The organism is Bacillus sp. SD088 (genome assembly GCF_017355205.1).
Lineage (GTDB): Bacteria > Bacillota > Bacilli > Bacillales > Bacillaceae_C > Lederbergia.
Window position 1 is genome coordinate 94,383 of record NZ_JADIJK010000012.1, and the last position, 26,991, is coordinate 121,373.

The 26,991-nt window shown below is 38.7% G+C and carries 22 protein-coding genes and 1 pseudogene; 16 read left to right on the forward strand and 7 right to left on the reverse strand.

Going from position 1 to position 26,991, the window contains the following annotated elements; genetic code table 11:
- Nucleotides 1-15 precede the first annotated feature (15 nt).
- The 8 genes from IPU53_RS12210 to cysC all read left to right on the forward strand — a co-directional run bounded on the left by IPU53_RS12210 (nt 16) and on the right by cysC (nt 9,101).
- Nucleotides 16-903, forward strand: a complete 888-nt coding sequence (locus IPU53_RS12210; protein WP_207451057.1) for a helix-turn-helix domain-containing protein — start codon at nt 16-18, stop codon at nt 901-903.
- Between the two features lie 201 nt (nt 904-1,104).
- The gene (locus IPU53_RS12215; RefSeq protein WP_207451059.1) at nt 1,105-2,127 is read left to right on the forward strand and encodes a Gfo/Idh/MocA family protein; all 1,023 of its coding nucleotides are present in this window, start codon (nt 1,105-1,107) and stop codon (nt 2,125-2,127) included.
- Nucleotides 2,127-2,945, forward strand: coding sequence for a sugar phosphate isomerase/epimerase family protein (locus tag IPU53_RS12220; RefSeq protein WP_242698253.1), 819 nt, complete (start codon nt 2,127-2,129; stop codon nt 2,943-2,945). The genes IPU53_RS12215 and IPU53_RS12220 overlap by 1 nt, the downstream gene beginning before the upstream one ends.
- Nucleotides 2,946-3,347: 402 nt before the next feature.
- Nucleotides 3,348-4,763: a sulfatase gene (locus IPU53_RS12225; protein ID WP_207451061.1), complete on the forward strand. Its 1,416-nt coding sequence runs from the start codon at nt 3,348-3,350 to the stop codon at nt 4,761-4,763.
- A 193-nt stretch (nt 4,764-4,956) separates the two neighbouring features.
- Complete coding sequence (locus IPU53_RS12230; protein ID WP_207451063.1) at nt 4,957-5,970, forward strand: Gfo/Idh/MocA family protein; 1,014 nt, start codon at nt 4,957-4,959, stop codon at nt 5,968-5,970.
- Between the two features lie 370 nt (nt 5,971-6,340).
- Entirely contained in the window at nt 6,341-7,267 is a 927-nt protein-coding gene (locus IPU53_RS12235; RefSeq protein WP_207451065.1) for an AraC family transcriptional regulator, read from the forward strand.
- A 37-nt stretch (nt 7,268-7,304) separates the two neighbouring features.
- The gene (gene sat, locus IPU53_RS12240) at nt 7,305-8,486 is read left to right on the forward strand and encodes a sulfate adenylyltransferase (protein ID WP_207451067.1); all 1,182 of its coding nucleotides are present in this window, start codon (nt 7,305-7,307) and stop codon (nt 8,484-8,486) included.
- A 15-nt stretch (nt 8,487-8,501) separates the two neighbouring features.
- Entirely contained in the window at nt 8,502-9,101 is a 600-nt protein-coding gene (gene cysC / locus IPU53_RS12245) for an adenylyl-sulfate kinase (protein WP_207451069.1), read from the forward strand.
- A 242-nt stretch (nt 9,102-9,343) separates the two neighbouring features.
- Here the strand turns inward: cysC and IPU53_RS12250 are convergent, their stop codons facing one another.
- Nucleotides 9,344-10,471, reverse strand: coding sequence for a 5-methyltetrahydropteroyltriglutamate--homocysteine S-methyltransferase (locus IPU53_RS12250; RefSeq protein ID WP_207451071.1), 1,128 nt, complete (start codon nt 10,469-10,471; stop codon nt 9,344-9,346).
- Between the two features lie 664 nt (nt 10,472-11,135).
- Here IPU53_RS12250 and IPU53_RS12255 point away from each other — a divergent pair.
- The 4 genes from IPU53_RS12255 to IPU53_RS12270 all read left to right on the forward strand — a co-directional run bounded on the left by IPU53_RS12255 (nt 11,136) and on the right by IPU53_RS12270 (nt 14,841).
- A complete protein-coding gene (locus tag IPU53_RS12255; RefSeq protein ID WP_207451073.1) occupies nt 11,136-11,708 on the forward strand; it encodes a DeoR family transcriptional regulator in 573 nt (190 codons plus the stop codon).
- 20 nt (nt 11,709-11,728) lie between these two features.
- A complete protein-coding gene (locus IPU53_RS12260) occupies nt 11,729-12,472 on the forward strand; it encodes a FixH family protein (protein WP_207451075.1) in 744 nt (247 codons plus the stop codon).
- Between the two features lie 498 nt (nt 12,473-12,970).
- Nucleotides 12,971-13,567, forward strand: a complete 597-nt coding sequence (locus IPU53_RS12265) for a hypothetical protein (protein WP_207451077.1) — start codon at nt 12,971-12,973, stop codon at nt 13,565-13,567.
- A 92-nt stretch (nt 13,568-13,659) separates the two neighbouring features.
- Complete coding sequence (locus tag IPU53_RS12270; RefSeq protein WP_207451078.1) at nt 13,660-14,841, forward strand: LCP family glycopolymer transferase; 1,182 nt, start codon at nt 13,660-13,662, stop codon at nt 14,839-14,841.
- A gap of 59 nt (nt 14,842-14,900) precedes the next feature.
- On the opposite strand, the gene IPU53_RS12275 is transcribed toward IPU53_RS12270, so the two are convergent.
- Entirely contained in the window at nt 14,901-15,935 is a 1,035-nt protein-coding gene (locus IPU53_RS12275) for a hypothetical protein (RefSeq protein ID WP_207451079.1), read from the reverse strand.
- A gap of 283 nt (nt 15,936-16,218) precedes the next feature.
- Here IPU53_RS12275 and IPU53_RS12280 point away from each other — a divergent pair, with 283 nt between their 5' ends.
- Entirely contained in the window at nt 16,219-19,992 is a 3,774-nt protein-coding gene (locus IPU53_RS12280) for an FIMAH domain-containing protein (protein ID WP_207451080.1), read from the forward strand.
- Nucleotides 19,993-20,200: 208 nt separating this feature from the next.
- Here the strand turns inward: IPU53_RS12280 and IPU53_RS24990 are convergent, their stop codons facing one another.
- Both IPU53_RS24990 and IPU53_RS12290 read right to left on the reverse strand, forming a co-directional pair.
- On the reverse strand, nt 20,201-20,410 hold the full coding sequence (locus IPU53_RS24990) for a DUF1266 domain-containing protein (RefSeq protein ID WP_242698254.1): 210 nt from the start codon (nt 20,408-20,410) through the stop codon (nt 20,201-20,203).
- An 87-nt stretch (nt 20,411-20,497) separates the two neighbouring features.
- Nucleotides 20,498-21,330: pseudogene (locus IPU53_RS12290) on the reverse strand (Hsp70 family protein); the annotation flags it as partial.
- A 228-nt stretch (nt 21,331-21,558) separates the two neighbouring features.
- Here IPU53_RS12290 and IPU53_RS12295 point away from each other — a divergent pair.
- Entirely contained in the window at nt 21,559-22,068 is a 510-nt protein-coding gene (locus IPU53_RS12295) for a TetR/AcrR family transcriptional regulator (RefSeq protein ID WP_207451081.1), read from the forward strand.
- 194 nt (nt 22,069-22,262) lie between these two features.
- Nucleotides 22,263-23,219 (forward strand): SDR family oxidoreductase, encoded by a 957-nt coding sequence (locus IPU53_RS12300; protein WP_207451082.1) that lies wholly within the window; start codon nt 22,263-22,265, stop codon nt 23,217-23,219.
- A gap of 159 nt (nt 23,220-23,378) precedes the next feature.
- On the opposite strand, the gene IPU53_RS12305 is transcribed toward IPU53_RS12300, so the two are convergent.
- The 3 genes from IPU53_RS12305 to IPU53_RS12315 all read right to left on the reverse strand — a co-directional run bounded on the left by IPU53_RS12305 (nt 23,379) and on the right by IPU53_RS12315 (nt 25,134).
- Nucleotides 23,379-23,870 (reverse strand): flavin reductase family protein, encoded by a 492-nt coding sequence (locus tag IPU53_RS12305; RefSeq protein ID WP_242698255.1) that lies wholly within the window; start codon nt 23,868-23,870, stop codon nt 23,379-23,381.
- Between the two features lie 298 nt (nt 23,871-24,168).
- The gene (locus IPU53_RS12310; protein WP_207451083.1) at nt 24,169-24,723 is read right to left on the reverse strand and encodes a DUF420 domain-containing protein; all 555 of its coding nucleotides are present in this window, start codon (nt 24,721-24,723) and stop codon (nt 24,169-24,171) included.
- Nucleotides 24,724-24,993: 270 nt separating this feature from the next.
- Nucleotides 24,994-25,134: a hypothetical protein gene (locus tag IPU53_RS12315; protein WP_207451084.1), complete on the reverse strand. Its 141-nt coding sequence runs from the start codon at nt 25,132-25,134 to the stop codon at nt 24,994-24,996.
- Nucleotides 25,135-25,482: 348 nt separating this feature from the next.
- Here IPU53_RS12315 and IPU53_RS12320 point away from each other — a divergent pair, with 348 nt between their 5' ends.
- Nucleotides 25,483-26,901, forward strand: coding sequence for a phosphoglucomutase/phosphomannomutase family protein (locus IPU53_RS12320; protein ID WP_207451086.1), 1,419 nt, complete (start codon nt 25,483-25,485; stop codon nt 26,899-26,901).
- Nucleotides 26,902-26,991: the final 90 nt, after the last annotated feature.

A 26,991-nucleotide genomic window follows, 5' to 3' on the forward strand; every position in this document is an offset into this window, starting at 1 on the left:
TCGGAGGGATAGGCAATGAAACGAGAAGGAGAAGTGATTAAACTTTCCGAATTACAACCGATGGTCCATTTTGCAAATAAAATGGTGTCATCACCTGGCCAAGCGTGGGGACCACGGATCATAGGGGATTGTCAATTTGTCTACACCCTTTCTGGTAAGGCAACATTAAGAATGGGGAATCAAATATTTGATTTGCGAGCAGGGGATCTCATATTTTATGGTCCGCAATGTCCACATCAACTAATCGCAGCAGAGGATGATCCTTTTACATTTATGAGTATTCATTTTGATTGGTGTACAGATGAGGTCGAACCTAGACATCCCCTTCACCAAATTCGATCCTGTTCAGAAGAGCAATTAAGTCAACAAATTCCGAGCTATACAATCATTGTCAATGAGCAAAAAGAGCTTGTGTTTCCCAATCATATGACAATTCCAAACATTGAAGATTTATTTGATCAGCTTGTAACAGAATTTCGTTTAGAGGAACCAGGGTATGGGTGCATGTCCAAAGCTTTGTTTTTACAATTGATTACAACGATTATTCGACAAAAATTACAGAATGGACTATGGAAGAGCGAAAAGAGAAAAATTGCTCCAGCCCTAGAAGCAATTCAAAAAAGACCAGACTATCATTGGCCTTTAACGGAATTATCTGATTTATGCGGGTATCATCCAACGTATTTTTCCAATCTGTTCAAAGATATTATGGGATGTGCACCTAAACAATACTTAATTACAGAACGCATAAAAAAAGCCAAGCAATTACTCATTGATATGGAACTGATTGAAGAGGTGGCTGATCAGCTTGGATATTCAAGTGTCCATTACTTCTGCCGAAATTTTAAATCATTGACTGGCTTAACTCCAACGGAATATAAGAGACAATGTTTGGAAGTGTGAGGTTTACAAAATGTCCGAATTGACCATGAATTTGGCAGGATACACAATGAAGGTTTGCCGAAAGCTTGTTAAGATCTAGTTAAACAGCAGAGAGAACTTTATGATATGTTGCAAGCGCTTCCTGTCATTTCAAACATTGTGGGATGGGAGATTGGTAGACAGAAGGCATCGTTAATAAAAAGATTTAGAGAGGATGGTTTCATGACGTTAAAAGTAGCAATTGTTGGTGTGGGGAATATTGGGAATACGCACGCTCCTGTTTACATGGAAAATGCGGATACGGAGATTGTGGCGGTTTGCGACATTATTAAGGAAAAGGCAGACAAAGCCGCGCAACAATATGATGCGAAAGCTTTTTACAGTGTCAAAGAAATGCTCGATAGCGAGATTCCATTAGATTTAGTGAGTGTTTGCACTAAAGGGGAAGAAAATGGTGGGGAACATTATGCACCGACAATGGAATTACTTAGAGCAGGGATTCCTGTACTAGGGGAGAAGCCGATCTCAAACAAATTAGAGGAAGCACAAGAAATGGTTGATTTTGCGCGGGATAATCAAATTCCTTACGCGGTTAACCTCAATCATCGCTTTACCCCTGCGGCTGAACGGGCCAAGTCTTGGATTGAAGCAGGACGCTTGGGGAAAGTCCATATGATTAATATGAGAATGTGGATTAATAATCCTGTTGAAAGTTCACCGTGGTTTCATCTTCGTGCCTTGCATCCCCATTCCTTTGATGTGATTCGCTATTTTTGTGGAGATGTCAAACGAGTAGGAGCCTTTATGATGAAAGGGGAAGGGCGTGCGATTTGGTCGAATGCACAGATCATTTTAGAGTTTGAAAATGGCGCGATTGGTAATTTAGTAGGAAGCTATGACGCAGGTGCTAGCTACGGGCTTGAGCATTGTGAAGTAGTTGGGTCGAAAGGAAGATTCGTGTTAGAGGATGCTTGTGAAGATTTAACGTTTTATCCGCGTCATAGTATTGAAACTGAAAAATACAGCTATTTAGGTGGGATGCGAGCATTTCCTGAAACTTTTAAAAGCCGGATCAATTCCTTTGTGGATCAGCTCAAGACTGGTGTGACATACGATCGAGTAAACGGCTCTGGAGAGGATGCCCTGAAAGCACAAACGATTATTGAAGCAGCGATCCGTTCCTGGGAAACGGGGACGATTGTCGATGTAAAGGATCTTGAACGAATTCCGGGAGGGATAAAATAATGAAGCTTGGTGTCAATTCTGTTTTATTCAAGGACTTTGATTTTGCGACTGCCGCAAAGCAAATTGCGAACTGTGGCTATGATGGTGTAGAGATAGCGGCCATTAAAGGAATGTGTGAACATCTTGAGCTGGATCGTTGGCGTGAACAGGCGGAAGAGCTAAAAGCGATTGTAAAGGAAAATGGCTTGGAATTTTTATCTATGGAAGTGGCTTCCCTTGATGAAGAGCGCTTAACAAAAGCTTTTGAAGCTGGAGCTGAAATAGGGATTCCTGTTATCAATGTAGGACCAGGTGGAAAATCGGGTGATGAGGATAGTTTGCACCATTCGATTGAAACGCTTCGTGCTTTAACAAAAAAGGCTGAGGAATATGGAGTTACATTATGTGTGAAAGCTCATGTAGGAAATGCGATCTATAATACACCAACAACATTACAAGCTATGAATGAGATTGATTCACCAGCTTTCGGAATTGATATGGACCCAAGTCATATTTTTCGAGGAAATGAAAATCCTGAGGAAGAGCTGCCAAAAGTGTTAAATAGAATGAAGCATGTGCATATTCGAGATTGCAAAGGCCGAATGGCTGGTCCTGGGGACATTCAAAATCAAGCATGTGGACGGGGAGACATCGATTTATTCGCCTATTGCAAGGCTTTAGTAGATGGAGATTATGATGGCCCTGTATGTCTTGAAGTAATTGGAGCAAATCAACATTCCCTAGCTGATGTTTCGATTGTTGCTGCTGAAAGTTATGGATATTTAAATGCCTGCTTACAGGTTTTAGGTGCACGGGATCAAAAAATGGTAAAAGAGTAAGGGAGTTCTTTACACTCCCTTTTTAAAAGATAAGAAAGCATAAAGTTTTTCTTAAGATTGCTTCAAGGCTGGGGAGTTGTTGTCCAGCCCCAGCGGCTAGCCCCGAGAAGCTCACAGGATGTGAATTCATCGGCGTTGCATCAGGATGGCACGCTCTTAGCCGATGTTCTGCTTATAACCTGAGCCAATAAAAGTCAAAATCGGACTTTTTTTTGTCTCAGAACATTTGCTTGTCGGAGGCCAATAGAATGTTGGTCAGAAAGGCGTTGCGACGTACAGGACGTACTAGTGCAGACGAAGCGACAGGACGTCGCGTTTGAGTCTGCCGCCAGGACGGCGCGAATTTAGCCTTTCTTCCTAGATCAAGGCGCTTGCGCTTTTCTTAAAAGGAGATGGTGAACCATGAAAAAGCCTAATATTATTATGTTCGGAATTGATAGTCTGCGCAGAGATCGCATGAGTTCCTATGGATATGATCGTTTGACAACCCCTCATATCGATCAATTTGCGAAAGATGGTGTGTTGTTTGAGAACTATTTTAGTCCAAGTATTCCTACAACACCAGGCTATGCTTCCATGCTAACAGGAATGGATTGTTTTGGCACAGATGTGGTGGCGCTTCGCCATAAAGGGCCATTAGGGGATCATGTGCAAACCCTGCCGGAGATACTTGGAGACCACGGATATCAAACAACTTGTATCGGATTTACGGGTAACCCATCCTCACGAGGGTTTCAAAAATATATCGACTATTCAGGATGGGGGCCTGATGCAACGGGAAAAAGCCCTAAAGCAGAGAATTTAAATAAAGTTGCGATCCCAGAACTGAAAAGATTAGCAAGTGAGGATGAGCCGTTTTTCTTATTCATGCGTCATATGGATCCTCATTCTCCTTATTTACCCCCTGCCCCTTTTGACAAGATATTTTATGATGGGGATGAATGCGACCCAGCAAATACATCCTTGGATAAGCTAAAGGAATTTAAGCCATTTGCTGACTATATTACTTCATGGTTGCCAGAAGGATGTACAGATTCTGATTATGTCGATGCACAATATGACGGAGCGGTTGCTTATATGGATGCTTGTATTCAAAAGATGTTAACAAGTATTCAAACATTAGGAATTGAAGAAGAAACTTTGGTGATTATCACCTCCGATCATGGAGAAACATTAAATGAACATGATTGTTGGTATGATCATCATGGTCTTTATGAACATAATCTAGTCGTCCCTTTAATTCTTAAATTTCCGGGAAAATTACCAGCTGGAAAAAGGGTGGAGGAATTTACCTTAATCAAAGACTTAACCCCAACAATTCTAGAATTACTTGATATAAAAACAGATATTTCATTTGATGGGCAAAGTTTACTCTCGCTCGTTGATAATGATAATCAGCGTTTTCAACAAACCTCTGAATTTTATATTACAGAATGTACATGGATGCGCAAGCACGGTTGGAGAACACCGGAATGGAAATTAATTCGTGCATTGGAGCCTGATCTTCATTTTAAACCAGAAGTGGAATTATACAATATTTTTACAGACCCGCTTGAACTAAATAATGTAGCAGAGCGAGAGCCGGAGATTGTCAAAGCATTAACAGAGAGAATGGAAGCGTATATTGCGAAAAGGGAGCATGCAACAGGCAGAGCGAATCCCATGTATACAAATCTACAATGGCATGGGCTGGATCAGGGTCCTTTTAAAACATCTCAAGAAGCCTATGATTCGATGTATATAGGTTCAATAGAAACAGCACAGGATCTACAAGCGAAAGAAAAGGAAGAGAAAAAGACGAACGAGTCAAAGGTATAGGGAATATTGCTCTCCGTATTAGGATAACTCATAAAAGTGCATGAGGCTGGGAAAAAAGTGTTTTCACTCAAGACAAAACCGAACTACTAGGTGCATATCGCCTAGCTCGGGAAAGGCAAAACATTGATCGTCTTTGAAGATGAGCATTTTAGCTATGTCCCAGCCTCCTTAAGTACAGAAAGGGATGATCTTTTTGCTTAAAGCTGCTGTCGTTGGATTGCGCAATATCGGAAAATTGCATTGTCGTTATTATCAAGAGATCCCTAATGTGACATTGGTAGCAGTCTGCGATCTGGATGAAAAGCTGGCCGAAGCAGCCGCCCTAGAATTCAGTGTGAAATCGTATACTGATTTAAACATATTATTAGAAAATGAAGAAATTGATGTGGTCAGCATTGCAACAGGCGGAATAGAGAACGGATCTCATCACTTTGAGCCTGCCATGCTTGCGATTGAAAAGGGAAAAGATGTACTGGTGGAGAAACCTTTATCCAACCAATTGTCCGAAGCACGAGAAATGATTACATTTGCAAAAGAGAAAGGAGTAAGACTCGCTTGTAACTTAAACCACCGTTTTGCTCCAACCGCTCATAAGGCCAAAGAATGGGTGACACAAGGGGAATTAGGTACTTTATTATATGTCAATATGAAACTAACAATTGGTAATCCCAATGAATCAACGCCATGGATCCATCTACGTGCTTTGCACCCTCACTCCATAGATGTTATGCGCTTTTTTGGTGGAGAGATTCAGCGAGTACAGGCATTTATGACAAAAGCTCCAGGTAGGACAGTCTGGTCCACTGCTTCTATTAATATGGAATTTGATTCAGGAGCTGTAGGACATTTAACGGGTAGCTATGATATGGATAGTCGTCATCCCATTGAGCAATGTGAGGTAGCGGGAACAAAAGGAAGATTTGTGATCGATGATGTATATAATGAAGTCACTTATTATCCCCATGGTCGCCCAGAACTAACGGTGATGCGTAATTCTGTTTTGACAGGAATGGAAGGATTTAATGCCACATTTAAAAATAGGCTGCAAACATTTATTCAAGAAATCACATTGAACATTTCTCCAGATGACATAACAGGTTCAGGTTCGGAGGCGCTAGCGGCACAGGAAGTAATAGAGGCCGCCATCCGTTCCCAGCAAGAAAATGGTGCGGTCATTGAGATGAATACACTTAAACAAAAAAACTAAACGGGAATCGCATTCCTTCAATCGCCTTATGTGGAATAGAATTATTGATGATGCCAGTATAAAGTGAACCTTCAATCAGTGGGGGTTTTTCGACGCACAGGACGTGCTAGTGCAGACGTTGCGACAGGATGTCGCGTACTTAGTCTGCTTTCATCCCCCACTGATTGTTAGTTGAACCAATCGGGCTTTTACGGGCAGTGTATCCCCCACCTATGCTTCTCCGTATTCTCTAAAGCCTTGAGGTGGGGGTATTACTGCCCGTTAATGCGGGATAAAATTGACTAACGAAAGGTTGTTTTGTAAAATTAGATAATTTCAAACAAATCTAATCGTTCTATCTTTTCATCTTAATCTAGAAGGAGGATTGAAGATGAGTGTAATGAGATATCGAAGTCAAGAATATATGAAAAATAATGCATTTCCATTTTGGATTCAGCAATATCGGCATGATTCTATGAATGTTCCACCAGCTCATTCACATGATTTTATTGAATTAGTATACGTAGTCAAGGGTGAGGCGAAGCACGTTTTTGAAGAGCAAACGTACCGTATTCAAACGAATGATATTTTTATTATTAATCCTGGAGAGGTTCACACATTTGAGGTGGAAGTAGGGAAAAAAATTGATATTATCAATTGTCTATTTCTACCTAATTTGATTCAGGATTCTTTGTTGAAGGAACTAGGTGTCTCGCAATCAATGGATTATTTCTATATTCATCCATTTTTAGATAATAAGGAACGGTTTCATCATTTGTTAAATCTGAAAGGCGTTTATGCCGAGCGACTACATTCTTTATTAGAAGGAATGATGAATGAATACACAGGAGAAGGGTCCTGCTACTCTACCTTAATTCGCTTACAGTTAGTGGAATTATTAATTCTATTATCGCGAATATACAATGAGCAGCAAATCAAACAACCGGATTCCCCTACTGTTGAATCTAGTAGCCTATTAGTCCAGCGAGTATGTGGGTATCTTTCTAGAAATTATGATCAAAAAATTTCCATTCCTTCATTATGTAAGCTATTTACGATCAGTCCCCGTCATTTAAATCGTCTTTTTAAGCAAGAAACTGATCAGACAATTGTGGAAATGTTGCAGTTTATTCGAATTGAAAAAGCAAAGAAGTTTCTAATTGAGAGTAATGATAAGATCATTGATATTGCAATTAAGGTAGGGTATGATGATCCAGCTTTTTTTAGTCGATTATTCCGCAGAGAAGTGAAGTGTTCTCCGGGGAAATTCAGGGAACAGCATCAGAACATATATATAACAAGTCGAGAGTCATATTAAACAGGAAGCAACGATGGAATCGTGAAAGGATGAGTGTATGAAAACGAAAGAATCCCAGTCATCAACCATTTGTCCACATGGTGGGATTTTGATGAATCGAGAAGTTCCCGATCTCGAAAAAAAACAAGCGCTTCAAAAAGCGGAAACCTTACCGAGTTTAACGATTTCCGATTGGAGTTTATCAGATTTAGAGTTACTTGCTAATGGGGGATTTAGCCCATTAAAGGGGTTTATGAATCAGCAAGATTATCAAAGTGTTTTGGAACATATGCATTTATCTAATGGTCTGCTGTGGAGTATCCCAATCACATTGCCCGTCCCTCGTGAAGAAGCCATCCATTTCTCGGTTGGAGAGGAAATCGCTTTAAAAGGTGAAGATGGAAAAATATATGGCACACTGCTTTTGGAAGAAAAGTATAGCTATGATAAGTTAACTGAGGCCGAAAAAGTCTATGGAACGATCAATCGTACACATCCTGGGGTCGAAAAGACTCTTGAAAAAGCGGGAATTTACTTTGCGGGTCCGGTTTATATGATTCAAAAACCAAGCCATCATCCTTTCACCGCTTTTCATAAGACACCGAAGGAAACAAGAGAAATGTTTCAACAATTAGGCTGGAAAACCGTTGTCGGTTTTCAAACAAGAAATCCCGTTCATCGCGCTCATGAGTATATTCAAAAAATTGCTATGGAAAACGTCGATGGCTTGCTGTTAAACCCCTTAGTAGGAGAAACAAAGGCGGATGATGTGCCAGCTGATGTGCGAATGAAGAGCTACCAGATTTTACTAGCGCATTATTATCCCAAAAATCGTGTAGAACTCGTTATTTACCCAGCAGCGATGCGGTATGCGGGCCCTAAGGAAGCGATTATGCATGCACTTGTCCGAAAAAATTATGGATGTACTCATTTTATTATTGGGCGTGATCATGCAGGGGTTGGGGATTTTTATGGAACGTATGAAGCACAGGAGCTTGTAGGAAAGTATGAAGAAGAGATTGGGATGACCATTTTAAAATTTGAACATGCCTTTTATTGTAAGCGTTGTGAAAATATGGCCACCTCTAAAACCTGTCCCCATCATCAGCAGCACCACATTCATTTAAGTGGAACAAAAGTTAGAGAACTGCTAAGAAAAGGGGAAAAACCACCGAGCGAATTTTCTCGTCCCGAAGTAGCGCAAGTATTAATTGATGGATTACAGTCACATATAGATTGAAAGGAGAAAAACTGGGTGAAATCACAACATATCACTTGGCAAGCTCAACAAGTGACAAAGCAGGAAAGACAACAATTGCATGGTCATAAAAGTGCGATTGTTTGGTTCACAGGGCTCTCGGCTTCAGGAAAATCGACATTATGTGCTGCGATCGCGAAAAAATTACATGAACAAGGATTAAGCACATATGTATTAGATGGGGATAATATTCGCCATGGTCTAAATAAAAATCTTGGTTTTAGCCCAGAAGATCGTTCCGAGAATATTCGCAGGATCGGTGAAGTGGGTAAATTATTTATCGATGCGGGCATCCTCACCTTCACAGCTTTTATTTCCCCCTATCAGCAAGATCGAAAGCTTGTGAGAGAAATGGTTGGGCCTGATGAATTCATCGAGGTGTTTGTAAAATGTAGTCTAGAAGAATGTGAACGAAGGGATCCTAAGGGATTGTATAAAAAAGCAAGAGCTGGAGAAATCAAGGAATTTACCGGAATTGATGCCCCTTATGAGGAACCTGTTAATCCCGAAATGGTGATAGAAAACGATCAACAAGATATTGAAACATCTGTGAATCAAGTGATTGATTTTTTACAAAGACGAGGACTAATAGAATGATCAAAGGCAATAAAAAGAAGCTGGGATAAAAATGTTTTCACCAAAGAAAAAAACGAACTAGTATGGTGAATATACTCGCTACGGAAATATACTTCGCTTTCCACGGGCGAGTGGAAAGCCTCCTCAGGCTTTCGGGGTCTTGCCGGACTCTCACTTCCCGCAGGAGTCTACGTATATTTCCGTTGCTAAGGTAATTCGTCTTTGGAGCTTAACATTTTAGTTATATCCCAGCCTCTTGATTTTTATCTCTCTTCTTGCCAAATTTCATGAGCAATTTGAACAACATGGCGTACTTTCGCCCATTGCTCTTCTTCTGTAATGAGGTTTCCTTCTTCAGTAGAAGCGAATCCACATTGCGGGCTTAGACATAGGTGATCAAGATCAACATACTCAGCAGCTTCTGCTACTCGTTGCTTGATTTCCTCTGAATTCTCCAATTCTGCTGTTTTAGTCGTAATTAATCCTAATACTACGTTTTGTTTCTGAATGAAGCGAAGTGGATCAAAATCTCCTGAACGTTCATTATCAAATTCCAAGAAGAAAGCATCAACGTTAACTTTAGAAAATAATGGCTTAGCAACAGCTTCGTAATCTCCCTCATATAACCAGGCCGATTTAAAATTGCCTCGACAAACATGGAGTGAAATCATCATATCATCTGGTTTATGAGCAATCGATTCTATGGTGATATCGGCAAATCTTTCCATGACTTCATTTACATCCCAGCCCTTAGCTTCCATCTTCTCACGTGATGCTTGACTGAAAAAGGCGCCCCAACTTGTATCATCCAGTTGCAAGTAGCGACAACCTGCATCATAAAAGGCTTGAATTGCATCTTGATAAACCTTTGCAATATCTTTTGCGACAGCATCCAAGGATGGGTATGGAGGGTTGTCTGCATAGATGTCACTATTCAGCACACCAGAATGAAAAATCATATTTGGACCCGGAATGGTAATCTTAGCCGTATGATCACCCGCTACTTCACTCAAATAGCGAAAGTCAGCTAAAAATGGATGGTCTTTAGGGAATTTTAAAGGAGCAGCAACTGTGTATGATGTAAGCTTTTTCATTTCCCCTTGGAAAAAGCCGGCAACTTCTACTTCTACAGTACGAATTCCTTCAATAGCACAAATGAAGTCAGCGTGCCAATATTTTCTACGGAACTCTCCATCTGTTACGACTTGTAAACCAGACTCTTTTTGCTTTTCTACAAGCTTAGCGATCTCTGAATCTTCAATTGAACGCAAATCTTCTTTCGTTATCTCTCCTTCTTGGAATTGCTTTCGCGCATCCTTCAATACCTGTGGTCGTAAGAAACTTCCTACAATATCTGCTCGAAATGGTGTTTTTGCCAGTGTTCTTGTCATTTTCCCCGCTCCTTTAAACTAAGTATAACCCCTTCAAAATATCGGAAGAGGTTGAAAAATCCCTTTTAGAGGATGTTCAAAAAGTCCGGTAAAAATGACACTGTGGGATAAATGATCTTCGACTAAGCAACGACACGTCCTGTGTCAAACGTCGAAGTCATCACACACGCCCAAGTTCGTTGGCTTGCTTATCCGCTCCTCAAAGCTACGCCGCCTCGAACTCCTTGGTCCTTTTTATCCTCCTGTTTGAACACATCATTTTACTACTCTTTTTACCTTGGAGATGATTGTTTTAGAAAATTAGAGAAACTATTTTGTTAAAAATCCCTCCATCTTTATTGATAAGAATAGTCTATGTATTTGTCATTAATCCTATAGCGAGAATGCAATTGTGTCAAGAGGAATTTCAATTGTTTGCTCTATTCATAAGGTAATTAGAAATGAACAAAGCATGCCAAATTTCGATTCAACACATTTTTTATCTTTAATCAATTTCAACGTTACTTAATTTAATTGAAATACGCGAACATATTATTCAAACAGAATGAATTTCCTAGATGTGTTATTTTTGTTAAACTTCAACAAATATTCACATATTTTATCGTAGGTATACTTGCCAGGACGAATTTAGATTAGGCATAATAGAGAAGGAGGGGGAGATAGCGTGCTACCAATTGAAAGACAGCAACAAATTTTAATATGGCTGGAGGAAGAAGGAAGCTTGCGTATATCGGACATTAGTAAACGATTCAATGTTTCAGAAATGACGATATATCGTGATATTAAACCGTTATTGGATCAGAAAAAAGTGTTAAAGACTTCTAAAGGAATTTCCATTTCACCAGAACAATCTATACCTCCAGATGTCTGTACATATTGTTTTAAGCCAGCAAAATCAAGATTTTCGGTTCAATTAATCAGAGTAGACCAAAAAATTGAAACAACCTGCTGTGCTCATTGTGGACTACTACGCTATAAAGATATTAAAAAAGATGTATCACAAATCATTTGTCGTGATTTTTTAAAGGATACGACTATCAGTGCAAAAATGGCAACATTTATGATGGGAACTAATTTAAACTTAAATTGTTGTGAACCACAAGTGCTTGTATTTGAATCGTTCCAACAGGCGACCCAATTCCAAACAGGTTTTGGCGGAGAACTTTACCCATTTGATGAGGCTGTTGCGGCGATTGATAAAAAAATGAATGGGTCTAAATGTCCGCATTCGAAATAAAGATAATGAGGAGAATCTATATGAAAAAAACAATTGGAAGTATCTTGCTAGGAATTGCGCTTTTAACGTTAGTGGCTTGTGGAAATGATGCCAAAAGTCAAGATGATGAGGTACCTGCGATACTGGAAGTGCAGCTAGAAGTAGCCGAACATGTTGAAGTGGATGAGAAGGTTGATCTAAAAGCTGTGGTAACACAAGGGGATGAAGATGTCGCCGATGCGGATGAAGTCCAATTTGAAATTTGGGAAGAAGGAGGAAAAGAGGAAAGCACCATGATTGATGCTGTGAATAATCAGGATGGGACGTATGAGGCTGAAACAACTTTTGATCATGACGGTGCATTCACTGTTCAGGTGCATGTGACAGCAAGAGGTATGCACAATATGCCCAAGCAAACTGTGACGGTAGGAGAAGGAGCAGCAGAAGAAGAGGACCATGAGCATGGAGATCATAACCATGAAGCACATGCGGAAGGCTTTAGTATGCATTTTATGGAGCCAGAAGATGTAAAAAAGGATAATGAAGTAGACTTTATTGTCCATCTGCAACTTGAAAACGAACCATTGAAAGATGCCAGAGTTCGTTACGAAGTTTGGAAAGATGACGCCGAAGAACATGATTGGCTTGATGCTGAAGAAGGAACACCAGGGGAATACTCTTCGTCATTTACTTTTGAGGAAACAGGTGTTTATCATATAAGAATCCATGTTCAGGATGATGAGGATTTACACGAACATGAAGAACATCAAATAGAGATAAAGTGAAACTTCAATCAGTGGGAAGATTGCTGTCCGTTCATGCGGGATAACGGAATAAGAAGTCGATTAAATCCGAAATGTGATGGAACATTTCGGGTTTTTTGCTTTTTACTAGTAAACTATAAGATTCCAGTGTTCTTAGGTTGCTTTTTCATTAAAATAGGCGCCTGAATTCTCTTTATAATTCTCTTAGGGGGCAGAGCGATGCCAAATTGTCATTAAAATGAAATTTTGCAATATCCCTTGTTCTTTGCAAGGATTTCCTTCATTCTATAGTATATATATTTTTTACAGAAAAAATGAACCTTTTCGACAAGAAGGGCGAATATATGTTAGGAAGGACTTTACCAGAGATCAATAAAGCAATATGATTCAACGCGCTCCTTCCGCTTCTGGTTGCATGGCCTCATTGTGAGAAAGTCACAAGACTGGAGACGACAGGCATGGCGACGAATCCGCATATTGGAACGAAAGATGATCTATCAACAGGAGGAACACTTTCATATGACATCAGAGGGAAACGAAGAGCGCATTCATGAGATGCAAGTGGAAAAATATTTGACAGAAGATGAGTTAAACGATTATGTTCGTTTAGAAAGTGAACGGATCAAGATATACGAAGCCAAGAAGCAAGATGGCTTGTCTACGTTAGAGGCTATGATGAATATGAGTAAAGAAGAGCAAAATAAACTTGACCAAATCGATCAAAAGATCTCTGACTATTGGGATAAAATTATGCCCCATTTTATATATACTAAAGAGGAAGTCCAAGCTCTTATAGGTTTCCCCCTGGATTCTCCAGCTTATCTTCCAGAGGGGTATGATATAGAAGAAGAGGTCATAGACCCCGATATTACATCAAGCCATCCAAAGCCGATTGTGAGTACACGGTATAGTATGAATGGAGAAGCCAGCATAAGTATCGAACAATCTGAAGTAATAACTGGAGATCGAGATCCTTTTGAAGGCAACTTTGATACGATTAAATCCTATCAACTGACAGGAAATCAGTTTTTTTATGGGATGTATAACGATAGTAGTGCGACAGGCATGAAAATGCTTGTTCCCGCCGCAGGTGAAAATTCGGCCTATAAAACGTGATTTATGCGAGTACTCTATCCAAGCAAGAAATGGAACGAATAATGCTTTCTTTACTAGAAGAAAAATAAAACTGTTTTAATGGGGAGAGAAAAATGAGAGCAAACAAACCAAAGCAAAAGAAAAAAAAGAAAATAATATGGGGAATCTTGAGTGTGTTTTTGATTCTCGTCATTGGAGTGGGGATCTATGTTGCCAATCTCTATTTTTCCTTTACTTCAGCATTAGATAATATGCATGAGAAGGTAGATAGGTCTGAAAAACGGGAAGAGGAAGTGTCGATTCAAGATAAAGACCCGTTTTCTGTTCTACTTTTAGGAATCGATGATGAAGATGGTGATGTAGGAAGATCTGATACGATGATTGTGGCAACTGTAAATCCAAAGTTAAATTCAATTAAAATGTTAAGTATTCCCAGGGATACACGGACAGAGCTCGTTGGAAATGGCACAACGGAAAAAATTAATCATGCGTATGCCCGTGGTGGAGCGAAAATGTCCATTGACACGGTCGAACAATTTTTAAATATTCCAATTGACTATTATGTGGAAGTGAATATGGAGGGATTTACAGGGATTATCGATGCGTTTGATGGAGTGACTGTTAAGAATGATATGGATTTAACCTATAAAAAACATCATTTTCCAGAGGGAGAAATCACGATGACTGGAAAGGAAGCCCTTATTTTTTCACGGATTCGTTATGAAGATCCGCGAGGGGACTTTGGTCGCCAGATCAGGCAAAAGCAAATCATTCAAGCAATCTTAAATAAAGCAAGAAGCTTATCTTCATTATTAAAGTATGATGATGTGCTAAACGAGTTAGGGGACCAAGTGAAAACAAATTTTTCCTTTAAGGAAATGGTCAGTCTGCAAAAACAATATAAAGGGATAGAAAAGAATATCGAGCAATATCAATTTGAAGAAGGCGATGGAGGTAAAATTGGGAAATACTGGTATTATTTCCCAGATGAAGAAGAGGTTCAGAAATACCAAACGTTATTAAGGGAGCATTTAGAGCTATCGGATGATTCATTAGCAAACTCAGATGGAGAAACCTACACAGTTGAAGAAAATGACACACTAACAAGCATTGCTACACAATTTGGCGTAACAGAGGACGATCTTGTAGAATGGAACAATCTTAGTGACCCTAATAATATCCAAGTAGGACAGACCTTAACGGTAGAAGGACCAAATGGACAGCAAACAGAGGACGATTCAGGTGAAGCAGATCTCCAAACTGAATCCGATAATGATATGGATGAAGAAGAGTAAAGCTGCACTAACTTAAAATAACCCATGGATGGGAGAAACACCATCCATGAGTTATTTTTTTATTGGATTTGTTGATTGTTATTTAAAATATCCTCCGTTACTGTCCATAATCCAGGGAGAAATTGCAAGGCTGTCTCAGCACGTTGGAGTAGGTCCACTGTGGAAAATATACCTAAATCACCAACAGCTGCTTGGAAAGAGGGGAAATATTCATGATGTAAGGAAGGGGCATCGATAGCAAGGATCGTATGACAGCGTGCAAAGGTGGCGATGATCCAAAATACAGCTTCTTTATGGTGTCCTTTATCAATAAGGGCTTGGCTTCCATCAATCGCAATCGGACGAGATATACTGGTAATATCCGAGCTAAAGAAAAAGGGCGTTTTGGCCACTTCCACTGTTTTATCGAATGTTTGACTAAGCGCAGTCAACTGCTTTTGTACTTGTTGAGGCTGCAAGTGAGCACAGCCTAATAAGGACAATAAATCATTATAAAGAGTTTCATGTCCATATTGGATTAATACTTCTCTAGTTGCAAGATAACGCTTTCTAACAGTCGGATTTTTTAGTGCAGCAACAAGAATAATATGAGTCATGACGCCTGTTGGAAATAGCCAAGAGGTCACTTGTTCATGAAAAGGGGCTTTTCTATCTATGGAGCTTAGGCCATTCTCTACCTTTTGCCGGGCATTTAGACATCTACTCTTCACCCATTCCAACTGATAAAAGCGTTGGGAAACCGCCTTTTGTAGAACTCGTAAACGCCCTGTTGGATCATCGATAATTGTATCGACACGAAAGCTGCCCGCTAGGTGATAGGAGGTGAGAACTTCCTCAGCCGTGGCCAATTGCTTCCAAGTTAAATAAGTGATCTCTAATAAAACGTCTTTGTAAATGAATTTCCCTAGTTTAAGAGGAGGTTCTTCTTTTTCAGTCACAACCACAATATCTACATCAGAAGAGGGATCTAAATCTGTTTGATCAGATAGTCCAATGATGGAACCACTAAAATAAGCCCCTCCATATCCTTGTTCATGCTGAGCCTGTGTATAAACCCAATCAGCTGCAATGGATCGCGCAAACTTTGCTTTCAAATCATCGTCCTCCTTAGCAAACCGCTTAAAAATGAAATTATTTGTACAGTTAAATTATAACACTTTTGCCAAGAGTTTTAGGAAAAACATGGATAAATTATCTTATTCATAAGAATAGAATGCACATTAAAAATTAAATCAAGTCCATTGACTAATTACCAAAAATTGGATAAAGTGAAAATTCAGATATGAAAACGCTATCTATAATAGGCGTTATTCAATTTATTTATATGGGAGGAGGCTTGTGCGAGTTATTCAATTTATTATATGAGGGAGAGGTTAGATGAAGAGTTATTTTCCGACTAAAAGGAATATAAGTCGCGTTCTATCTATGTTGCTCGTTACTGTTATGCTGTTCTCTACATTTGCCTTACATAGAACAGCTCACGCAGAGGATTCTGAAAAAAAAGTTAATGAGAATACAGCCCCGCCGTTATTAATTACAGAAATTGTTCCTCAATCTACCCGTGTTAATTCTGTCGACGGCTTTGAGTTTATTGAGGTTTACAACAATACCAATCAAGTAATAGACTTTGCGGATTATCAAATTATTTATCGGTATCCTGTAGGACCCGAAGATGATGCAGTTTGGACGCCAAATAAGAGAGAAATTCAGATTGAGCCTGGGAAGGCTCTCGTGTTATGGATTGAAAATAGTGGAAATAAGGATACGCCAGTCGCAGATTTTAATGAAGTTTATGGCAGTGATTTAATTGAAAACGAAAATATTGTAAAAATGCCAGGTGGAATGGCCAATCAAAGAATGCGAGATATTATTATTCGAACCAACACAGGAGAGGAAGTAGCTGTTGCTCAATATAATAAAGCTACTTTTGATGTTGCGGAAAATTTAGGGATTTTCTATCAGTATCCGCAAGATGGTTCTAATCAGATGGTAAAGGTGAGTGCAGCTGAGAAATTGGGTACTCCTGGAATTGTTGAGAGTGAGTTAGTACCTGAGAATCCTGTGATAATTGACCCTGAACAAGCTCCTCGGGTGGAAAATCAGACAAAGTCTCAACAACCGATTGATCATGTTCAAGTAGTTGCTGAAGCTGAGGATGATTTTCTTATCACAACTATGACCTTATTTTATAAAGGGAAAGAAGACAAGGAATATCATTCTCTTCAATTAGAAAAGGATGAACAAGGGACCTATCGTCACCAGATTCCTATCCAACATTTAATTGATAAGGAGGAGATAGAATATTATTTAGAGGCTTCTAATGGGTTTAAGCAAACGTCAACGGATAAACATTCTATCACCATTACGGAAGCAGAGAATAATCAGATACCACCATTATTCATTACTGAGGTAGTTCCAGACTCTTCAAACTTAAATGGAGCGGATGCGTATGAATTTATCGAAGTCTATAATAATACGAATCAGCCATTAAATTTCGGAGACTTTCATATTATTTACCGATATCCAACAGGCTCAGAAGCTGTTTGGTTTGAAGGATTGACAGATATTATGATTGAACCAGGAAGCCCTCTTGTTCTTTGGGTGGAAAATGGGAAAAATGATGAAGTAACGGTAGCTGATTTTAATGAAAATTATGGAACGGATTTAGAGGAAAATGTCGATATTGTCAAAGCACCTGCTGGTGGAGGGATGGCAAACGGGGCTGAACGTGATCTAGTCATTTCAACTAATACTAATGATGAGATCGCGGTAGCAGGCTATAATAAAGCAACAAATGATGTGTACGAGAATATGGGGATCTTCTATCATTTCCCAATCGGTTCAAATGAACTAATTAAAGTTCGTGACAATGAACCTGCTACACCAGGAACAGTGGAAGCAGATTTAATTCCAAGAGAATTACAATCTATTGATTCAAACACTGAACCAATCATCCAAAATCAAACCGAGTTAGAAAGTGCTCAACCAGGGGAAAAGGTGGATATCAGAGCAACAGTAGAGGATGATTTTTTAGTTGCGGATGTGAAGTTGTTCTATAAAGAGGCCGAGGAAGCAGATTTTCAATCTGTTTCATTAACAAGTGATGAAGAGACAGGGGTATTTCAATCTACAATTGAATTTGGAAATGATGATCTTCAATATTACTTTGTTGCATCAAATGGTTTCAATCAGACGAAAACAGAGACCTTCACTTTAGAAAAAGAGAAGATAGTAGAACCTGCTAATCTTCAATCACCAGAAAATCATGCAGCGGATTTAGAGACAGATATAGACTTAAGTGTCACGATCCCTAATGAAGAAGAAGCGATGTTAGGTGTACATTTTTATGAAGGCTTATCGATAAACACTGCCCAGGATCAGCAAATGAAAATATACAAAAACGCGGTGGATACGGAACCACCGGCAGAAAGAGTACCTGCTGGAGAAACGGAGTTCACTGAGGAAGAATATGAAATATTACGAGATTCGAAGGATGGGAAAATTACAACAGATGCTGAAGGCGAATTCCCATACCATCGCTTTGAGATCCCGTTAGATGAGGTTTCGTTACAACAAAACGAAGTGGAGATCGTGTGGCAAGGTTCCTCCCTTGAGGGAAGAAAAGTAACGATGTATGCTTGGAATTTCGATTCGAGTAAATGGGAGATTGTCGATTTCCTTGTTGCGGATTCCGAAGAAAACTTTTCTTTAAAAGGGGAAGTGCGTATAGAGAATTATGTACATGATGGAGTCATCAATGTGCTTGTACAGGATGAAATTCCACCAAGAGAGGAGTATGACTACAGTTTTGTCTGGTTATCTGATACGCAATTTTACACAGAAGTATTCCCAGAACTGTATGAATCGCAGGTGAATTGGATTGCAGACAAAAAAGATGAGCTGAATATTGAATATGTCTTCCATACAGGAGATATTGTTAATACCTATAATCAAATGTATCAATGGGAATTTGCTGATCAATATATGAAGATATTAGAGGACGCAGATGTCCCGTATGGTGTTTTAGCGGGAAATCATGATATTCAATTACGTCCAAAATTTGATTATACAAATTACTATACTTATTTTGGAGAAGATCGATTCCTACATCAACCATACTATGGCGGTTCTTATCAAAATAACCGTGGGCATTATGATTTAATTTCTTCACATGGTATGGATTATATAATGGTCTATATGGGATGGCAACCAGATGAGAATGGGATTAAGTGGATGAATGATGTGTTAGCGCAATATCCTGATCGTTTTGCTGTTTTAAATTTTCATGAATATTTGAATGGGAATGGAGAACGTTCAAATATTGGAGAACGTATTTACCAAGATGTAGTGTTACCAAATGAAAATGTAAAGCTCGTCCTTGGTGGCCATTATCATGGAAGTGAAGTGCTCCTGAAAAACGCTTCTCAACCTATTCGAGTGTTATCGACTGAAGTGGATGATAATGAGGATGGGACGCCTAATCGGGTTGTTCATCAATTATTGGGGAATTTCCAAGATGCGAATCGCGGCGGTGATGGATATATGAATGTGATGAATATAGACATGGAAAGGGATAAAATCTATGTCAATACGTATTCACCAACACTCGATGACTATGACTTATTTCCACCATACACCCTGGAACTTGATTTAGAGCCAATGACGAAGCGTGTATCAACAAACTATTTAGCGATCAATGCCTATGTAGATCAAAAGATCGATACAGTCAGTAAAAGGTTTGTAGATGATGAGTTGCTAACCGTTCCATGGAATAATTTGGACGAAAATAAGACTTATTATTGGTACACAACGATTGAGAATGAAGAAGGAGAAAAAGCAAGATCTACAATGTGGAGCTTCTCTACCGGGATGCAAGAGGAAACAGTGAGTATTGGTGACGTCCGTATACTTCTTGATGAATTCATTGCGGATAATAAAGTCAGAAAGCCACTAAGTAATCAATTAGCCAACACATTAAGACAGGCAGAGCATCATAAGCAAAAAGAACATAAAAAACAAGCGATTAAGTTTTTGAAAAAGTGCTTAGATACATTAGACAAGCAACAAATGCAAAAAGATATTGCGCCCGAAGCAAAAGATACCCTTCAACAGCAGGTACAAGAGCTGGTAAATGAGTGGGAAAAGGGATAAAAAAATAGAAGAGGCTGAGACATAAGTATTTTCACCAAAGAGAAAACGAATGATAAGGATGCATATGCCCTCGCTCCGGGAATATACTTTGCTTTCCGAGGGCGAGTGGCAAGCCTCACTTCTCTCAGAAGTCTATGGATATTCCTCTGCTAAGATAATGCATCGTTCGTTCTTGAAGTTTAACGTTTTACTTATGTCCCAGCTTTTTTTAGTTGTCCACTAAATTGTTCTTCCATTTTATCTTTAATAACGGTGATTTAGTACCACCTAATAAACCAAAAATCGCAGATAATCCATATTTAGCATAATGATTATGATTGCTGTCCTCGGCTTTAAAATAGTTGCCTAAATGAAAGGCAGTAAAATATTCATTCCAAGTTGAATAAGACTCTTGCGAGAGTTGGGCAGCTTTGATCATCAGTGCTTTTGCCTCATCTTTCGTTAAATACCCGAGTCTCCTTCCAACTCGACATAGATAGCCCAGGCCCAATCAACTGCCGCAAAAAGCATGTTCAATGGGATAACGAAGTCGTAGAAGTAGCTGTTGCGAAAGTTTTTCAAACTCTGCTTTTTTGATCTTTGTTTCAAAAGTTTCTCCATTAATAGTGACGCTCATTGTCCCGATTAAAGATTCACAAAGTGAAAGTTTGCAGCGTTCCGCTTGCGTATTGAGTAGTGATTTTGTCTTTGGATCTAAGTGATCTTGCTCTAATTGATGCCGTTCAATAAAATGGGAGATTAACAGCTTTGTAAAGTCTTCCCCACCCAAATAATTATCGCCTGCGATTGATTGTACCTCGATAATCCCCTCAAATAATTCGAGGATAGAGACATCGAACGTCCCTCCACCTAAATCAAAAACTAAAAATTTTGTCTCGGGTTCTTTTTGGTTTAACCCATAGGCAAGAGCAGCTGCAGTAGGCTCACTAATTAATCTATCCACTTCCAGACCAGCTAATTCAGCTGCCCTTTTGGTTGCCTTTCGTTGCGTATCATTGAAATAAGCAGGAACACTGATTACAGCATTTGTGATGGATTCTTGTAAATAGGTCTCTGCATCAGCCTTTAGTGATTTGATAACAAAGGATGAAAGCTCCTCTGAAGAAAAATGGTGGGAAGCTAGTGAGTAGACTTTATCTGTTCCCATAAATCGTTTAAAGATGGCTGTTGTCTGCTCAGGATGTGTAACAAGTCTTTCCTTTGCAACCTGCCCAATTAGTATTTCTCTGAGGGAGTCAGATATTGATCTAACACGTTGGGAATGGGACGAGGCTTATCTTGATCCCAATATGCAACTAAACTATTGGTCGTACCTAAATCAATTCCAATTGTCGTCATGGAAAAAATCCTTCTTCTCCTTCAAAGGTATTTTACTATAATTGGAAAAAGAGGGAAATGAAAATAGTTGAAATGGAGCTATCTAATAGGTCTTCAACAACGAAGAGGCCAGAATACAACAATTTTGAGATAATCAGATTGTTTGAAGCGATGCCCTTGCATTCCAGAATAAAGTCGGTTATTATGTAATTGATCAATCAATAATTAACTATAAGCAGGTGTTTACGTATGGTTAGGCCAAAAAAGGAAAATCGTAAAGAAGATATTCTTGAGGCGGGGTTGGAAGTTTTTGCGAAAAGAGGTTATTACAATACAACCACCGCACTCATTGCAGAAAAAGCGGGCATATCTCAACCTTATGTCTTTAAATTCTTTAAAACAAAAGAAGAGCTGTTTATCGCAGCTTTAGATAGAGCATTTGACCGAATCCTGCAAACCTTTGAAAATGTAGAGGCCAGCCAAGAATCTTTGGTCACCAAAATGATTGCCGCATATGAAGAGTTATCTGAATCAAATCCTAATGAAGTTTCGTTACAGGTTATCGGTTTTTCAGTAACGGAAGAGGCAGTACAACAATCTATAAGGAAAGGCTTATCACGTATTAGAAATTACACACTAGAAAGGTTTCAGGCTGCAGGAATTCCAAATGCTAATAGAGAAGTAACGACTTTTTTGGCAAGAGGCATACTCTGTAATATTTCCTTTTTCATAGATTTACCTGAACTTATTGACGGTTAATAAGAGGCTGGGACAAAACTAAAATGTTAAGCTCTCAAGACGAACAATGTATTACCTTAGCGAAGTATATTTCCGGAGCGGAGGTATATGCACCCTATTAGTTCGTTGTTTCTTTGGAGAGAACAATTTTGTCCCAGCCCCTTTCCATTCACAATTATTTATTGATTGATCACTAAATAAAAAGGAGTGAGATTATGAAAACTGCAATTGTCTTAGGAGCAACTGGTGGAACAGGCCAGGTTATTGTTTCGGAATTACTGAAGAGACAGATAGAGGTCATTGCTTTCGGGCGTTCTGAAAGTAAATTGAAAACATTAATGGAGGATCACAATTTTGATCAGCTGTTGTCATATAAACTGGGCGATATATTTGATTACCAGTCTATTATTACCGCTGCAAAAGATGCGGATATTATATTTCAATGTGCCAACGTTAAATATCAAGAGATGGAGGGAAAGCTTCATATACTTGGAGAGAGTGTAATGAAAGCAGCAGATACTCTGAAAAAGAAGATCGTAATTATAGATGGTATCTATGTTTATGGGCATCAAGTTGCAAAGGGAGATGAAAATCATCCACAACAGCCACACACGAAAAAAGGTAAATTACGAGTTGAATTTGAGAAATTAATATTTAGTAACAAATGGGAGAATGCAAAAGCATTAATTGTAAGATTGCCGGATTATTATGGTGCTACTTCCCAGAATTCCTATTTACAGCCGACATTGGATGGGATGGCTGCCCATAAGGTTTCTATTTTTATTGGGAATACAAATACACCTAGAGAATATGTATATTTGCCAGATGCAGCTAAGATGATTATAAACATAGCTGAAAATGACGATTCTTATGGAGAAAATTGGAATATACCTGGCGCAGGATTGATAGCAGGTAAGGACATTATTCAGATAGCTCGTAAGGTAACTGGTAATCAAAAGCGGGTCATCCCTTTAAATAAAAGTGCTATTCGTATAATTGGGTTGTTTGATCCGTTTATGAGAGAAGTGGTTGAGATTATGTACCTTACCAAAGAAGGATTTGTTTTGAGTGGGGAAAAATATGAACAACGTATCGGTCCTATACCAGCAACCCCCTTCAAAAAAGGGCTTGAAGAAACATTACGACTTTTAATGGATAAAATGAAAAATTAGAGGTTCAATGATGGCTCTTCACCGATGTTCTACTTGAACTTGAGCCAAAGAAAGGAAAAAGAACGCCATTCTTTGGCTCAGGTTATTTGCTTGTCGCCGATAGGCGAGTGCTTGCGCTCAGAATTAGCTAGCTGTAAGCCCTCCAGAATGGAGCTTCACTTATTGATAAAACTCCTCTGGGATTTCGCCCATTTTTCGTTGATGATATAAAAGCGGTTTTTTATTTGTGCTTAAAATATCTACGACTTCCCCAATAAGAATCGTATGATCTCCAGCTTCTATTGTTTTAAAGGTTTTACATTCTAAAACCCCTGCAGTCCCTGAAAGGATGGGGAGCTTCATTTTAGAAAATTCCCATTCACATTGATTAAAGCGATCTATATCCTTACGAGCAAATAAAGAACAAATATCAGCCTGATCATTTGCTAGCACATTTATCGCAAAATGATCCGCTTGTGTAAAAACAGGATAGGACGAAACCTGTTTATCGATTGACCAAAGAACCAGTAAAGGATCCAATGAAACAGAGGCGAATGAATTGACAGTTAAACCAAGAGGAGTGTTTTCATGCGTTGTCGTAACAACCGTGACACCCGTTGGATAATTACCCATAACATCTAAGTAGCGAGCAGTGTTTAAGCTTTTGTCCATGATTTAACGCACCTTCCAGATTGAATATGAATTATATACCTATATTTTATGTTCTACTTATGAATGGTTGCTTGTGTTGATTAAATTTCAAAAAGCTGATTGTTTTAGTTGGAATTCGCTTTCCAACATATGTAAAATCTTAAAGGATTTATGACCATAATACTAGATTTTAGGCTTACTTCCAAATAGTAGTAATGTTTATACTCCAATTATAATAAACACGATTGGAAAACTTAGATTAAAAGGCATACAAAAAGGAGAGCCCTCATTTTTGTATGGTGAGAACTCTCTTTCCGATTTAATAATACGGGGAAATCATTATATATACGAGCACGCCAGTCAGACTAACATATAGCCAAATCGGCATGGTCCAACGGGCAATTTTTCGATGGCGGGCATTTTCCAAATTCCATGCACGAGCTACTGTTGTTAAGGCAAGTGGTACAATAGCAGCGGCCAATACAATATGGGTAATAAGTAGGAAGTAATACAAGCCTGCCATAAAGCCTGTTCCACCATAGGAAGTGGAAGGTGATAAATAATGAAAAGCCACATATGTGATTAGAAATAAAGTTGTTGTCATAAAGGCTGAATAAATAAAGCGACGATGAACGGTAATATTGCGCTTGCGTATAGCAATGAAAGCACCTATTAAAAAGATAAAAGTGAAACTGTTAAATATCGCATTAAATAGCGGAAGTAAAGTCACGTCAAAAGCGTCAAAATCCTCTACACCCGGTAATCCAGAAAGAACTCCAATGATCCCAATTAAAACCGTGGAAATAATAATAATAGCGGGCTTATAATTTCGTTTTTTAGAGCTAAATTGAGATTTAGTCGTGTTTTGTGTCATTCGATTGTACACTCCATTATGATATTGTAAATACCCTCAGCACAAACAATTAGAAAACGAGGGCAATCTCGTCCACTTCAAATAGCCGTTTATGCTTTAGTTACAACAAATAGTCTACCACATCATTCATTAGTAAACATACATACAGAAGGAAGTTTCACACTCTTTTCATAAATAAAGGACAAAGAAAAATAAACAGTATCAACAATGATGAACGATGGATGAAAAACGCATACGGGGTAGAAATTATTATAGGGCGAAGATCACGGGTTAATGAAGGTTAAGCACTTCGCCAAGAAGTTTAATGTCATTTAAAATGAATGGCTTTATAGATTCAGGAGATTGATAATATTCCTCCAGCAAACGTCCTAGTTCTCTGATGAAAATTAGGTATTCCTCTCTATCTGGCATTTGCACTACCTCATTTTTATTTGTTTAATTATGAGTATACTGATTAAAACCCTAGAATTCAATTAATAACTGTAATTTTTACATAAAATTCCATCTATTTGAGCATTAAGATAGTCTATCTTATAGACTAGAACTTTAGGTTTTATGCTAAGATACTATTTTCTTTGTCTCACCCTAGTGTGGGACAAAGGGAGGGAACAGCTTCACGTCTTAATTGACAACATAAAATTGTGTTGATAGAATGGAAATTCTCTTAAAATAGTTACATGTTTATGTAAGCGGTTTACACCTGGAGCTTATGGAATTCAAGAAATGGGTGACCATCTATTATGAAAGGAAGAGGCTAAAATGATTCAATTCGGAACTGGCGGTTGGCGTGATATTATCGGGGAAAACTTTACTTTTGATAATGTAAGGATCTTTTCGCAAGGGATTGCAAGAAAGATCATTAATGAACAGAAACAATCGCAAGGTATTGTCATTGGCTTTGATAATCGTTTTATGTCAGAGGAATATGCGAAGGCAGCGGCTGAAGTATTTGCCGCCAACCAGATTCATGTTTTGTTGTTGGCAAAGTCTGTACCAACGCCACTTGTAACATATGTGACAAAAATGCAGAAAACAGCGGCTGGTATGACATTTACGGCTAGTCATAATTCTTATATGTACAATGGAATAAAATTTGTCGGCGAGAACGGGAGCCCTGCTACTGTTGCTGTAACAACAGAATTAGAACAGCTTATCAATCAAATACAAATAGAAGCTGTTCAAAGAGTAGATTATGAGCTAGCCATTCATGAACAATGGATTAAACGTGTTGATTATCATCATGAATTCGTTGAGTTTATTGAGGAAAAATTGGACATGGATATTCTCAAAAAGACAGGCTTAAACGTGATTTATGACCCGATGTATGGAACTGGTGTCACTTCTGTTTTGACTCTACTAGTGGATATCCGTAGCAACTTCAAAATGATTCATGACCGGATTGATCCGTTATTTGGAGGGAGAGTACCTGCTCCAAGTAAAGAAACATTATGGAGAATCTCATCTATGATGCGGGAAGGCGACTTTGATATTGGATTGGCAACAGACGGGGATGCGGATCGGATTGCTGTGATTGATAATGAAGGGAAATATATGCATCCGAATGAGATTCTCTCCATTTTATACTATTATTTTCTTGAATATAAGAAGAAGCCTGGCGCAGTCGTTCGAAATGTTTCAACTACTCATCTCTTAGATGCGATTGCAGCTCATTATGGTCAAAAATGTATCGAAAAACCAGTAGGATTTAAATATATTGCTGAAGGGCTGCTTGAATCAGATGCTGTTATCGGCGGAGAGAGTTCAGGAGGAATTACCATTCGGGATCATCTTTTGGAGAAGGATGGGATTTTATCTGCAGGATTAATTTTAGAAATGATGGCTAATACAGGGAAAAACTTAAAAGAAATTCGTCAAGAATTAGTTGTTAAGTTTGGTGAATTTCACTACGTGGAAGACAATATGGCCTATATGGAAGGCAAGAAACAAAGGATTCTAGACTTTTTAGCGAGTGAATTTCAGCCTCAAGAGATGGCAGGTCAAGCAATAAAAGAAATAAATCAAATGGATGGATTAAAGTTAGTCTTTGAAAATGGAGATTGGCTAGGGATTCGCTTTTCGGGAACGGAGCCATTGATTCGGTTTATGGCAGAATCAGCAGAAGAACATGTTGCAAAACTGTTGATAGAACAGATGAAAGGGTTATTACCCAACAGTTAAAGATTTAATTAGATAAAGTGAATGAGACTACAAAAGAGACTGCCCAAAGTTGATATTTTTCGACAATCGGCAGTCTCTCTTATTAATATA